Source organism: Oleiharenicola sp. Vm1, from assembly GCF_047777955.1.
Taxonomy (GTDB): domain Bacteria; phylum Verrucomicrobiota; class Verrucomicrobiia; order Opitutales; family Opitutaceae; genus Didemnitutus.
The window spans coordinates 1,080,896-1,093,755 of the sequence record NZ_CP180537.1 but is presented as its reverse complement, the minus strand read 5'-3'; the positions used below and the strand labels follow the sequence as shown (position 1 = coordinate 1,093,755).

The following is a 12,860-nucleotide window of genomic DNA, read 5'->3' as shown; positions in this document are numbered from 1 at the left end:
GACTTAGCGCGGCACAAGGCCGGATGGCGTCAGCGGGGTTCGTGAACGACCTCGCCGCCCACGATGGTGTAAAGACAACGGGTTTTCAGGATTTCGGGCTCCGGAATCGTCATGATGTCGGCGGAGAGCACGGTGAGGTCGGCCCACTTCCCCACTTCGAGGCTGCCCCGCTCCTTTTCTTCGAACGCCGCGTAGGCCGCGCCGAGCGTCAGCGCGTGCAGGGCCTGCTCGCGCGACAGTCGTTCCTCGGGATGCCAGTCCGCGTCGGCATACCCCTCGAGCGAGCGCCGCGCCACGGCCGCGTAGAATTCGATCATCGGCTCGCCCCGCTCGACCGGCGCGTCCGAACCCGCCGCGAGCACCGCGCCGCTGCGCACCATCGACTGCCACGCATAGGCGCCCACCAGCCGCTCGCGGCCGAGGCGCTGCGGGGCGAAAAACAGGTCGCCGATCGCATGCGACGGCTGCATCGACGCGATGACGCCGAGCCGGGCGAACCGCGGGATGTCCGCCGACGCCACGATCTGCGCGTGCTCGATGCGCCAGCGCGGCTCCGGCACCGCGCGCTCCGCGGCGGGCACGGCGGCGAAGGCCCGCTCATACCAGTCGAGCATCGTCCGGTTGCCGCGGTCGCCGATGGCGTGCGTCTCGACCTGGATCCCCCGTCGCAATGCCGCCACGAGGAACGGCATGACCTGCGCCTCCTCCTGCATCAGCAGGCCGGTCGATCGCGGCGCGTCGGCGTAAGGCGCCAGCAACGCGGCGCCGCGCGAACCGAGCGCGCCGTCGATGTAGAGCTTCACGCCGCGGCGCGTGTAGCGGCCGCCGCTCTCGCCAATCACCGGGCCGGCGGCGAGCAGCTGGTCGCGACTCCCATCGGAGCCGCTGACGGCGTCGTAGACGCGGAGCTTGATCTTGCCCTCCGCCACGAGGCGGCGGACCAGCTCCGCCTCCGCGTAGCTGTGTCCGGCGATCTGGAGGCCCGTCCAGCCGAGGCGCGCCTCGCGCTCCGCGCCGACGATCAGCGCGCGTTCGACTTCCGCCGGCGTGGGCGGCGGGATCAAGCGCGTGACGAGCGCCATCGCGTTGTCGACGAGCATGCCGGTGGGCTCGCCCGCGGCGTCGCGCAGGATTTCCCCGCCAGCGGGATCGGGCGTGTCGCGCGTCACGCCCGCCAGACGCAAGGCAAGGCTGTTGGCGACGATGGCGTGCCCATCCGCGCGCTGGAGCACGACCGGATGGGCCCCGCTCGCGGCGTCGAGCTGCTGCCGGGTCGGAAACGCCGCCGGCCGCCAGTGCGTCTCGATCCAGCCGCGTCCGAAGATCCACTGCCGCGGCCCGGCCTGCGCCGCGCGGATCGCGAGGCGCTGCTGGAGCTCGGCGATGCCGCTCGTGCCCTCGAGATTGAACGACAGTTCGCGCTCGCCCACGCCGGCGAGATGCATGTGCGCGTCGTTGAGGCCGGGCACGGCGGTGGCGCCGTGGAGGTCGAGCACGCGCCGCGCGTCGGTGCGGAACTTTTCCGCCCCGGCGTCGTCGCCGACGTAGACGATGCGACCGGCGCGCACGGCCAGCGCGGTGGCGTGCGGCTGCGCCGGGTTCAGCGTGTGGAGGTTGCCGCGCACGACCAGCAGGTCGACCGGCTGCGCGAAGGCGGCACCGGCCAGCAGCGCGGCGAGCAGGGGTAGACGGGGCATGCCGCGAGCACGGCGGAATTCCCCGTGCTTGGCAATTCCCCGACGGCGCGACCGGTCAGGCGGCGCTCAGCTCGCGGACGCGCTGGCGGATCGCCTCGGCCGCGCTGCCCACCTCCGCCACCAGCTGCGGGGTGTGCGCCGTGAGGGTGCCGAGGTGGCTGAGCGCGTCGTCCAGCGCGGTGAGCTGCGTGTTGGTCTCGTCGATCTTGCGCCGGAAATCGGCGAACATCGCCCGCAGGTTCTCCGCGCCGGCGATGCGCGCCGACTCGGTGAGGCCGCGCACCTGCGCGAGCTGGATGCTCATCGCCACCTTGCTGAGCAGGTCGCGGCTGCCGGCGAGGGAGGTGGACTCGCTTTGCAGCTCGGCGATCGCGCGGGCCGCGGCGCGCGTGCGCGTCGCGAAGGCCTCCTGCAGGTCCACCAGCATCGCCAGGCGGTCGCGGGCGGCGGCGCCCTCCCCGCGCGCGAGCTCGGCCTGGAACACGAGCACCATCTCCATCTGCAGGCGGGCGACGGCCACCTCGGCGTTGATGCTCTCGGTGGCGGTGGAGGTGCGCGCGATGTGCTGGCCCAGCTCGCGCGTGCCATGGCCCAGCTCCTGGGCGTAGCGGTCGAGGAACGACGCCACCATGCCGACGGTGCGGCCCTCGATGCCGTGGCGCTGGGCGGTGATGTTCACGTTCAGCGCGTGGGTGCGGAAATCCTCCGCCACGCCGCCGACGCTGCGGCCGGCCGCCTGCAATTCCCCATGGAAGCGCACGAAGGCGTGTAGGTCGCGGAAGAGCGTCGTGACCCGATCGTAGACCCGGCGGCTTTCCGCATACAGCAGCGTGCGCGCCGGGGTGACGCCCGCCCCGGCCAGCGCGGCGGGAAAGAGCGCGCGGCCCTCGCGGGCGAGTTGTTCGTCGCGGTGGGAGAGCTCGGCGTTGAGCGCCACGTGGGCGAACAGGTCGTAGCTCGGAAAGCCGAGCGCGCGCAGCTCGGTTTCGAGCTGGGCGCGGCTGCGCTCCATCGCCGCCTTCGGCGTGCCCTGCTCCGCCAGCACCGCCGCCTCGGCGGCGCGCAGCCGGCCGTAGAGCTGCTCGACGGTGGCGAGGGTCGGGCTGGTCGGCTTGAAACGGATCGACAGCAACCGTCCGTCGCCGAGCGGCACGATCACCGCAAACACCCAGTAGTAGTCGCCGTCCTTCGCGCGGTTCTTCACATACCCGGCGAACAGGCGACCGGCGCGCAGGTTTTCCCAGAGCAGCTGGAAGGCCACGCGGGGCATGTCCGGGTGCCGGATGATGTTGTGCGGCTTGCCGATCAGCTCGGTGGCGTCGTAGCCGCTGACGCGGGTGAAGACGTCGTTGCCCTCGACGATGACGCCGCGGGCGTCCGTCGTGGAGAAAAACATTTCATTGACGTTGAATTCCCGCGCGCGTTCGAGCGGGCTGACAGGTCGCACAATCATAGGGCCGGCCGTGTCGTGGGCACGCACCACCCTGATTAACGGCACGCGGGCCCGCGACTTAAGCGAGTCGGGACGCGTTCAGGCCGTGGCCGGCTTGGCGCCGGCGCCGAGGACTTGGCCCATCACCGCCAGGAGATCATGCGCCGTGAACGGCTTCCGGAGCAGCGGCGGGGATTTCGCACCGACGTTGCTCAAGGCCGCGTGCACGGCCTCGTGGTCCATCAGGCCCGACATCAGCACGAGGGGCAGGTCGGGCCGGACGCGCAGCATCTCGGCCGCCGCGCGGTCGCCCGTCATCAGGGGCATCATGATGTCCATGAGCACGACGTCGATTTCGCCGCGCCGGGCCGTGAACAGCTCCACCGCCTCGCGCCCGTTGGTGGCTTCGAGGACCTGAAAGCCGGCCTGCCGCAGGACGACGCCGGCGATCTCGCGAACGGGCGCCTCGTCGTCGCAGACCACCACGGTGCGGCCGCATCCGGCCAGCGCCGGCCCCGCGATCGGCGGGGTGCTGTGGGTGTCCTCCGGCGGCATCGCCGGCAGGTAGATGCGGAACACCGACCCCGTCCCCGGCTGCGAGTCGAGCTGGATGAACCCGCCGTGGCTGCGCACGATGCCGAGCACGGTCGGCAGGCCCAGGCCCGTGCCCTTGCCGCGCGGCTTGGTGGTGAAGAACGGCTCGAAGATCCGCTCGCGCACCTCCGCGCTCATCCCCTGGCCGGTGTCCTGCACGCTCAGCACGACGTAGCTGCCGGGCGGGATCTCGCCCATGAAGCTCACCCGCCGCGACCGCAGCTCCTCGCCGTGCGCGGCGAACACCAGCGTGCCGCCGTTCGGCATGGCATCGCGCGCGTTGACCGCCAGATTGAGCAGCACCTGGTGCAGCTGCGTGGCGTCGCCGCGGATCATCGGCGTGTCGTCCGCCACGTCGCGCCGGATGTCGATGTCGCGCGGGAAGGTCTCCTCGATCATCAACACGAGCTCGCGGATGAGGTCGCGCGGCCGCAGCGGCGCGCGCTCGCCGTCGATGCCGCGGGCGAAAGTCAGGACCTGGCGAACGACTCCGGTGCCGCGGCGCGCCGCGGACTCGACAACCTCGAGCGTGCGCCGGTCCGCCGGGTTCTGGCAGCGCATGCGCAGCAGCTCGACGCTGAGCAGGATGGGCGCGAGGACATTGTTCAGGTCGTGCGCGATGCCGCCGGCGAGCAGGCCGATGCCCTCCATGCGCTGGGCGCGCAGGAGCTGCTGCTCCATCTGGCGGCGCTCGGTGACGTCCTGCTTGATGGCGACAAAGTGGGTCGTGCCCTCGGCGCCGTGGGACACGGGCGCGATGATCATGTGCTCGTGGTAATCGGTGCCGTCCTTGCGCCGGTTCACCAGTTCGCCGCTCCAGACCTCGCCGCGCAGGATCGTCCGCCAGAGCTGGGCGTAGAACTCGGGCGGATGGTGGCCCGACTTGAGCAGGCGCGGATTCGCGCCGATGACCTCGCTCGCGCTGTAGCCGGTGAGGCGGGAAAAGCCGGCGTTGACCCACTCCACCCGGCCGCTCGGGTCGGTGATCACGATGCCCGCCGGCATCGCCTGCAGGGCGGCCTCGAGCAGTGCGAGGCGCTGGTGCGTGCGGCGGATTTCCGTCAGGTCGGTGAAGGTGCCGATCAGCCGCACCGGCTGGCCCGCCGCGTCGCGCTCGATGACCTTGCCGCGATCGAGCACCCAGCGGTAGGTGCCGTCCTTGCAGCGCACGCGGTATTCGTGGTGGATCAGGTTCTCGCCGCTGGCGAGCACGGCCTCCTGCCGGGCGCGGACGCGCGGCAGGTCGGCCGGGTGCAGGTGCGCCTCCCACTCCTCGACCCGGCCGCGGAACTCCTGCGGCTCGTAGCCGAACATCTGCGCCAGCCGGGGAGAAAAACACGTCGCCGCTCTGCAGGTTCCAGTCCCAGACGCCGTCGCCCGCGCCCTCGAGCGCGAACTGCCACCGCTGCTCGCTCTCGTGGAGCGCCTCCGCCTGCTGGACCAGGCGCTGGCGGACGAGCAGCACGTCGAGGCCGTGGGCGAGGTCCGCCGCGAGTTTTTCCACCAGGCCGAGGATGTCGGGCGAGAAGAACCCGACCTCCTCGGAATAGATTGTCAGCGCCCCGCGCGCCCCGCCGCCGGACTTCAGCGGCACCGCGGCGCTGGAGCGGATGCCGTGGGCCAGGGCCTTGGCGCGCCACGGCGCCATCCGCGGCTCGTGCTCGACGTCGGCGCAGACGATGCTGGTGCCGTGGATGATCGCCTGGCCCGTCGGGCCCGAGGATTCCGGCCGGCGCGGGTCCACGGAGATCAGCAGGCCCTCCGCGTAGCCCGCGGCCGGACCGAGCGCGGCCTCGATCTCCACCCGCTGCGTCGTCTCGTCGACCCAGCCGATCCAAGCCAGCCGCATGCCCGCGCTCTCGACGAGCGTGCGGCAGATTGCGGCGCACAGTTCGCGGCGATCCGACGCCGTGAGCGCCGCCTCGTTGGCCCGGGCGAGCGTGGCGTAAAGGCGGTTGGCCCGTCCGAGGGCGATCGCCGTGTCGCGCTCGGTGCGGCTGCGCTCCTGCTCCACCTCGCGCACCCGCGTCGCCATCGCCAGCGCGAGGCGATAAAGCACGAGGCTCGACACGATCACGAAGAAGAGACCCTTGCCCACGTTGACCAGCAGCTCGTCCGGTGCATCGCCGGTCCAAAGGGCCACGGCTGCATCCGAACCGACGATCCAGCCGCCAGCGAGCACGGCATACGTGAGGGTCAGTTGCAGGGGTCCCGCCAGCTTGGTGCGCATCATCGGTTGGCTCGAGCCAGCCCACGCTCGGCTGGGTTTCAAGCTACCGGCGCCTCAGGCGCATACAAACCGATTCTGCCCGCCGGATGGCCCTAGCGATCGCCGCGGCGCATTCCGCGCCTGCCGGATGGTGGACGCTACTGGACTCGAACCAGTGACCCCGTGCGTGTGAAGCACGTGCTCTAACCAACTGAGCTAAGCGTCCGAAAAAACCGGACGGGCACGGTTGCGGACGCCTTTTCGGAAATCAAACCTTCTTTTTTTCGCTCCACGCGCCCGCCGCCGCCTCGGCTTTGCGCAGGGCTTCCAGCAGCTCCTCCTCCCGAAAGGGCTTCGGGAGGAAGGCGTTCACCTCGCCGGCCGCAAGCTCCGTCACCTCCGCCACCATGTCGTCGCCGCCGGCGAAGCCCGACGAGTAGACGATGCGCAGCGTCGGCATGATCGCGCGCAGCTCGCGGATCACCTCCGCTCCGTGCATGCGCGGCATCATCAGGTCGACGATGGCCGCGTGATACGCCTCCGGGCGCAGGCGGAAAAGCTGCAGGGCCTGCACGCCGTCCGCGACGGTCACGGGGTCGAATCCGTGCCGGCGCAAGGTCTGCGCGAGCACGGTGCGGATCGCCTCCTCGTCGTCGACCACCAGCACGCGCCGGCCGCCGCCTTCCAACGCCCGCTCGGCCGGAGTCGGCGGACGCGGCGCGGGCTGGTCCACGACCTCGGGCAACAGCACGCGGAAGGTCGTGCCGCGGCCGAGCTGCGTGTCGACCTCCACCTTGCCGCCGTGGCTGCGCACGATGCCGTAGACGGTGGAAAGGCCCAGCCCGGTGCCCTTGCCGCGCGGCTTGGTGGTGAAGAACGGCTCGAACATGTGTTCCAGCACCTCGTCCGTCATGCCGATACCGGTGTCGGCGACGGTCAGCTCCACGTAGTTGCCCGGCGCGAACGGCGCGAGGGCCCGCGCACGCTCGGCGTCGACCGCCACGCTGCGCGCGCCGAGCGTCAGGCGCCCGCCCTGCGGCATGGCGTCGCGCGCGTTGACCGCGAGGTTGAGCAGGACCTGGTGCAGCTGGGTGACGTCGCCGCGGATGGTGGGCACGTCCTTGCCGTTCTCGACGTGGATCTCGATCGAGCGCGGGAAAGTCTCCTCCGCCAGCTGCGCCACCTCCTTGAGCAGGTAGCGCGGCTGCACGATCGTGCGCTCGCCCTCCACCCCGCGTGCGAAGGTCAGCACCTGCTTGACGATGCTCGCGCCGCGCTGGGCCGCCTGGCCGACGAGGTCGAGCCGCCCGCGGGCGGCCGCGGTGAGCTCGCCCTCGGCCCGTAGCAGCTCTACCGCGAGCACGATCGGGGTGAGGACGTTGTTGAGGTCGTGCGCGATGCCGCTGGCGAGCATGCCCACGCTCTCGAGCCGCTGCGAACGCGCGAGCTGCTGCTCGAGCCGGCGCTCGTTCGTGATGTCCTCCTTCACCGCGACGAAGTTCGTGATCTCGCCCGCGCTGTTGCGCACCGGCGCGATCGTCTGGTGCTCGAAGTAGAATCCGCCATCCTTGCGGCGGTTCTGCACCTCGCCCGACCAGGTCTCGCCACGCAGGATCGTCTGCCACATGCCGCGGTAGAACTCCTCGTCGTGGTGGCCCGAGCGCAGCTTGCGCGGCGTTTCGCCCTGCACCTCGGCGAGGGCGTAACCGGTAATGTGCGAGAAGGCCGGATTGGCCCACTCGATCCGGCCCTGCGCATCGGTGATGATCACTCCCTCCGGGGTCGCCTGCAGCGCGGCGTGCAGCAGCTGCAGCTCGCGCGTCGCGCGCTTGCGCTCGGTGATGTCGCGCGCCACCACCACGAACGACCTCCGGCCGCCGTGCTGCAGGCCGCTGAGGGTGATCTCCGCCTCCACCGCCGCGCCGTCGGCGCGCTGCAGGGTCCACTCGAACGGATCGGCGTGCTTCGGTCCCAGCTCGTTGAGGATGCGCTGCGCCGTCTGCCGCGAGTCGGAGCCGTCGGACTGCCGGGCGGGAAAGAAATCCATCAGGAACCGCCCCACCACCGCCTCCGGCGCCAGGCCCACGAGCAGGCCGCCGCGGGAGTTGCAGCTGGTGATCCGGTAGTGCTCGTCCGCGGTGAAGATCGCGTCGTTGGCGCTGTCGAAGATGGCCCGGAATTTCTGCTCGCTCTCCGCCACCTCGTGCACGGCCCGCTCCTGGGCCGTGATGTCGTGCGCCACCACCACCCGCGCCGGCCGGCCGCGCCAGTCGATGGCGTGCGACATCACCTCCACCAGGATCACCGAACCGTCGGCACGGCGGTGGCGCCAGGGGCCGGACGACTGCACGGGCGGACGGCGCTTCGCGAGGTGCTCCGCAAACTGCGGCCCGTCCTCGAGCGGACGCAGGTCGTGCACGGTCAGCCGGAGGAACTCCTCCCGCGCGTAGCCGTATTTCGCGACGGCAAACTCGTTCACCGCGAGGATGCGCCCGGACTCCACGTCGTAGATCCACATCGGCTGCGGATTCTTCTCGAAAAGCATGTGGTAGTGCTCGGCCTGCTCGCCCAGCCGCTGCTCCAGTTCCTTGCGCGGGGTGATGTCGAAATGCGTGCCGATCATCCGCAGCGGCCGGCCGCTCCAGTCGCGCTCCAGCACGACGCCGCGGTCGAGCACCCAGGCCCAGGAGCCGTCCTTGCGGCGCAGGCGATGCTCCGACTGGTAGACCGCCACCTCGCGCGCGAGGCAGCGCTCCAGCTCGCGGCTCACCGCGGGCAGGTCGTCCGGGTGCACGCGCGACTGCCACGCATCGACTTCGTGCCGGAACTCGCCGGCGGCGTAGCCGAGCATCAGCTCCAGCTGCGGCGCGTAGTAGACGCAATTCGTGCGGATCTCCCATTCCCAGAGCCCGTCACCCACCCCTTCCAGCGCCTGTCGCCAGCGCGCCTCCTCGCGGCGCCGGACGGCTTCGGCCCCCGCCACGCGGGTCTGCACATGTCGCAGCAGGCCATAAAGGAACAGCGACGTCACCGCGACGAACAGCAGTCCCTTCGCCATCGCCAGCGACCCGTGCGCCGCGCTGCCCGCGCCCGCTTCCAGCAGCAGATCGGAAAACACGATCCAGGCCGCAGCCAGCGCCGCGTAGACGACCGCTACGCGGCCGGCATGAAGAGGAGGGGTCGGACTCATCCGTCGGGGCCTGCACTCTAGCGGTCTCCACCGCGGCCTGCCTCCGCACCCATTGCCGGGCTTCCGCCACGCCTTGCGGAATGCGCGCCGATGCGACGGCAAGAAATGCGGAGGATTCGGCATCAATTTGCGCCCGGCCGCACCGATGTGACCAGCGGGCCAAACCTCGTTTCCACTCCTCCGCTATGTCCAATCAGTTCACCGTATCCCGACGGGTGAGCTTGGGGTTCGCCCTTCTGCTCACCATCACCGCGCTGCTCGGCGCCCTTTCCGCCTGGTGGATGCAGGCCGCCGCCACCAACGCGCGCTTCCTCTCCGGCGCGATCGCCCCCGAGGCCGACGTCGCTGCGCGTCTCGCCCAGGCCTCCGCCCAAACGCAGCTCGCGACGCGCACCTTCAGTCTCACCGGCGACGCCACCCAGCTTGAGCTCGCCCACAAGCACCTGGCCGAGGTCGACCGCGCCCTGGAACGCTGCCGCGCCCTGGCACGGGCCCATCCCGAGCTGACCACTCTCGCCGAGGGCATCGGCAAGGCCGAGAGCGCGCTCGCCGCCTACCGCTCCAGCTTTGACGCCACCCGCACCAACTTGGAGGAACTGGCCCGGCTCCGCGGCGAACTCGACGCCGAGGCCGCCCAGTTCACCTCCGCCCTCGACGACTACATCGGCGGCCAGGAGCAGGCGCTCGCGCAGGAAATCGCCGCCGCGGCGGCGCCGGGCCAGCTCGAGGAGCGGCGCCGGAAGATCAGCCTGGGCAACGAAATCCGGGACGCCGGCAACACGGTCCGGATCGCCAATTTCAAGTCCCAGGCGCTCCGCGATCCCTCGATCGCCGAGAAGGTCCTGCCGCAATTCGAGCGCATGGCCGACCGCCTCGCCGCCTCCCGGGCGATCACGCGCGTCGACAAGAACCTCCGGCAGCTCGACGCCATCAAGGCCGCCGCCGAGGCCTACCACGCCGGCATCGGCGGCATCGTGCGTAACTACGCCACGGCCCAGGAACTCATGGCACGGCGGACCCAGGCCGCGGTCGATTTCGACACCGTCGTCAGCACCGTGCTCGATCGCTCGATCCAGCGCACGACGGACGAGGCCGACGCCGCGTCCGGCACCCTCGGTCGCAGCAGCGTGCTGGTGCTGTGGGGTCTCGCCAGCGCCCTCGTGCTGGGACCGCTCGCCGGCTGGGTCATCGTCCGCTCCCTCAATCGCACGCTGCGCGACACCTCGACCGGCCTCACCCAGGGCGCCCTCCAGATCGCGTCCGCCTCGAGCCAGGTCTCGTCCACCAGCCAGAGCCTCGCCCAGGGAGCGAGCGAGCAGGCCGCCTCGCTCGAGGAGATCAGTTCCTCGCTTGAGGAACTCGCCAGCACGACCAAGCACAACGCCGAGAACGCGCAGGCCGCCAAGTCCGCCGCCGACGCGGCGCGCGACACCGCCGAGCACGGGGCGCAGGAAATGGAGCGGATGCAGCAGGCCATGGCCGGCATCCGCCAGTCCTCCGCCGACATCTCGAAAATCATCAAGACCATCGACGAAATCGCCTTCCAGACCAACATCCTCGCGCTCAACGCCGCGGTCGAGGCCGCCCGCGCCGGCGAGGCCGGCGCCGGCTTCGCCGTCGTCGCCGACGAGGTGCGCACCCTCGCCCAGCGCTGTGCCGTCGCCGCCCGCGAGACCAGCGACAAGATCACCGACGCCACGCAGCGCAGCGAGCAGGGCGCGACGCTTTCCGCCAGTGTCACCCAGAGCCTGCAGGAGATCGTCGCCAAGTCCCGCGATGTCGACCGCCTTGTCGCCGAGGTGGCCAGCGCCTCGCGCGAGCAGAGCACCGGCCTCGAACAGGTGAACACCGCGGTGTCCCAGATGGACAAGGTCACGCAGGCCAACGCCGCCGCCGCGGAGGAGGCCGCCAGCGCCGCCGAGGAGCTCAACGCCCAGTCGCTCGAGCTGCGCCACGCCGCGGACAGCCTCGCCGCCCTCGTCGGGCTCGCCGAGCATGCCGCCGCCGCGCCGTCCGGCGCACCGGTGCGCCCGGTCATCGAGGCGGTGCGCGTCCGGACGGCCCCGCCCGCCGGGACATCCGGCGAAAAATCCGCCGCGCCCGAGCCGGCCGAGCTGCCTTTCCGCTGATCAGGGGTGGTCAGCGACGCCGCCGCCGGGATCCGCACGGACCCGGCGGCTTCGTCGGCACCGCTTCAACCACGCGGCGGGTGCCTCACTTCCGCGTCCGCACCGGCCGCTTCCGCTCGGGGAAGAGCGTGCGGCAGATCTCGCACCCGGTGCCGTCGCAGCCGCGCGCGGTGCAGTGCTCGCGGCCGTAGTAGATGATGCGCAGGTGCAGCGGATTCCACTGCTCGCGGGGAAAGAGCCGCTTCAGATCACGCTCGGTCTGGGCGACGCTCGCGCCGCTCGTCAGCTTCCAGCGCTGCGCGAGCCGGTGGATGTGCGTGTCGACCGGAAACGCCGGCACGCCGAACGCCTGGCTCATCACCACCGACGCCGTCTTGTGCCCCACCCCGGGCAGCGCCTCGAGTTCCTCGAAGGTCCGCGGCACCGCGCCGGCGTGCTGCTCGACCAGCAGGCGCGAGAGGCCGCTGATCGCCTTGGCCTTCTGCGGCGAGAGGCCGCACGGCCGGATGATTTCCTGAATCCGCGCCACCGGCACGTGCCTCATCGCCGCGGGGGTGTCGGCGAGCCGCCACAGGTGCGGCGTGACCTCGTTGACGCGCTTGTCGGTGCACTGGGCCGAGAGCAGCACGGCCACCAGCAGCGTGTAGGCGTCGCGGTGCGCGAGCGGGATCGGCGGGTCCGGGTAGAGCTCGGCCAGCCGCCGGGCCACGTGGTCGGCGCGCGCCTGCGGAGAGGAAAAATCGGGCCGGCTCATTTCTCCTCCGGCGGGGCGAACTGGAACGGCATCTGCGCGACGCCCTCGACCGGCTGGCCGTCCTTCACGGTGGGCAGGAAGCGCCAGAGGCGGATCGCTGCGAGCGCGGCCTCGCCGAACTCGGGCGCGGTGGCGGACAGGACCGCGGGGTCGAGGACGGCGCCGGTGCGCGTGACGCGGAACTTCACCACCGCCTCGCCCCGGACTTTCCGCTGGTAGAGCGCGGACGGGTATTCCGGCGCCGGGCCGACGAAGGGCCGGAGCGGCGCGGCGGCCACGCCCTGGACGCGGCGCAGGACCATGCGATCGAGCGCCCGGTCGCGGAACAGCGGCGACATCCCCGAGTGCAGCACCTCGCCGCCGTTGCTGAAGAGGTGGAGCTCGTAGCGGCCCTCCCCGAGCTTCTCGGCGAGCGGCACGACGACATCGAAGGCCTTGATCGTGCGCGCCTGGAGGTGGCCGACCTCGTAGTAGAAGATGCGGTCGCCGCGGGCGGTCTTCAGGATCAGCACGAGGAACGTGTTCTCCAGGTCGTAGGGCGACTCGAACGAGGCGTGGAACTCGAACTGATTGTTCACGTCGCCGCTGCCGCCGTTCATGGTCAGGTTGACGTAGCTGGTGCGGGCGCGCTCGTGGCGGACCGAGATGAAGAACGGCTGGAACTCGCGCACGTCGACGAGGCCGGCGCGCGGGCTGGTGGCCCGCACGAGCTTGCCCGCCTCGCGGACGTAGGCCCGGCCGTCGCGCACGGCGACCACGAGCGCGGGCTTGCCGTCGTGCTCGATGAAGAGCGCCTTCTGCGCCCGCGCCGGCGCCAGCGCGCCGAGCGCCATCAGGATCAGCATCACCCCGCGT

General features: G+C 71.2%; 7 protein-coding genes, 1 tRNA gene and 1 pseudogene. 1 reads left to right on the top strand and 8 read right to left on the bottom strand.

Going from position 1 to position 12,860, the window contains the following annotated elements; translation table 11 throughout:
* Nucleotides 1-29: 29 nt before the first annotated feature.
* The 6 genes and pseudogenes from ACMYLB_RS05780 to ACMYLB_RS05755 form a co-directional block, all read right to left on the bottom strand.
* Nucleotides 30-1,697 carry an amidohydrolase gene (locus ACMYLB_RS05780; protein ID WP_415909999.1) on the bottom strand — a complete coding sequence of 556 codons (1,668 nt, stop codon included), beginning with the start codon at nt 1,695-1,697 and terminating at the stop codon, nt 30-32.
* Between the two features lie 55 nt (nt 1,698-1,752).
* Entirely contained in the window at nt 1,753-3,093 is a 1,341-nt protein-coding gene (locus ACMYLB_RS05775; RefSeq protein WP_415909998.1) for a PAS domain-containing protein, read from the bottom strand.
* Nucleotides 3,094-3,228: 135 nt separating this feature from the next.
* A complete protein-coding gene (locus ACMYLB_RS05770; RefSeq protein ID WP_415909997.1) occupies nt 3,229-5,037 on the bottom strand; it encodes a PAS domain-containing protein in 1,809 nt (602 codons plus the stop codon).
* A gap of 214 nt (nt 5,038-5,251) precedes the next feature.
* Nucleotides 5,252-5,572 (bottom strand): annotated as a pseudogene (locus ACMYLB_RS05765) (GAF domain-containing protein); the annotation flags it as partial.
* A 509-nt stretch (nt 5,573-6,081) separates the two neighbouring features.
* Nucleotides 6,082-6,158 (bottom strand) — tRNA-Val (locus ACMYLB_RS05760).
* A 42-nt stretch (nt 6,159-6,200) separates the two neighbouring features.
* A complete protein-coding gene (locus ACMYLB_RS05755; protein WP_415909996.1) occupies nt 6,201-9,122 on the bottom strand; it encodes a PAS domain S-box protein in 2,922 nt (973 codons plus the stop codon).
* 185 nt (nt 9,123-9,307) lie between these two features.
* On the opposite strand from ACMYLB_RS05755, the gene ACMYLB_RS05750 reads away from it, so the two are divergent.
* Nucleotides 9,308-11,251, top strand: coding sequence for a methyl-accepting chemotaxis protein (locus ACMYLB_RS05750; RefSeq protein ID WP_415909995.1), 1,944 nt, complete (start codon nt 9,308-9,310; stop codon nt 11,249-11,251).
* 85 nt (nt 11,252-11,336) lie between these two features.
* Here the strand turns inward: ACMYLB_RS05750 and nth are convergent, their stop codons facing one another.
* Together nth and ACMYLB_RS05740 are read right to left on the bottom strand one after the other, a co-directional pair.
* Nucleotides 11,337-12,005, bottom strand: coding sequence for an endonuclease III (nth, locus tag ACMYLB_RS05745; protein ID WP_415909994.1), 669 nt, complete (start codon nt 12,003-12,005; stop codon nt 11,337-11,339).
* The gene (locus ACMYLB_RS05740; protein ID WP_415909993.1) at nt 12,002-12,850 is read right to left on the bottom strand and encodes an energy transducer TonB; all 849 of its coding nucleotides are present in this window, start codon (nt 12,848-12,850) and stop codon (nt 12,002-12,004) included. The genes nth and ACMYLB_RS05740 overlap by 4 nt, the downstream gene beginning before the upstream one ends.
* Between the last annotated feature and the right edge of the window lie 10 nt (nt 12,851-12,860).

What these genes read in the sequence shown, in the direction of transcription:
- ACMYLB_RS05770 (WP_415909997.1), bottom strand. Translation starts at nt 5,037, where the DNA reads ATGTTCGGCTACGAGCCGCAGGAGTTCCGCGGCCGGGTCGAGGAGTGG.
- nth (WP_415909994.1), bottom strand. Translation starts at nt 12,005, where the DNA reads ATGAGCCGGCCCGATTTTTCCTCTCCGCAGGCGCGCGCCGACCACGTG.
- ACMYLB_RS05775 (WP_415909998.1), bottom strand. Translation starts at nt 3,093, where the DNA reads ATGTTTTTCTCCACGACGGACGCCCGCGGCGTCATCGTCGAGGGCAAC.
- ACMYLB_RS05755 (WP_415909996.1), bottom strand. Translation starts at nt 9,122, where the DNA reads ATGAGTCCGACCCCTCCTCTTCATGCCGGCCGCGTAGCGGTCGTCTAC.
- ACMYLB_RS05740 (WP_415909993.1), bottom strand. Translation starts at nt 12,850, where the DNA reads ATGCTGATCCTGATGGCGCTCGGCGCGCTGGCGCCGGCGCGGGCGCAG.
- ACMYLB_RS05750 (WP_415909995.1), top strand. Translation starts at nt 9,308, where the DNA reads ATGTCCAATCAGTTCACCGTATCCCGACGGGTGAGCTTGGGGTTCGCC.
- ACMYLB_RS05780 (WP_415909999.1), bottom strand. Translation starts at nt 1,697, where the DNA reads ATGCCCCGTCTACCCCTGCTCGCCGCGCTGCTGGCCGGTGCCGCCTTC.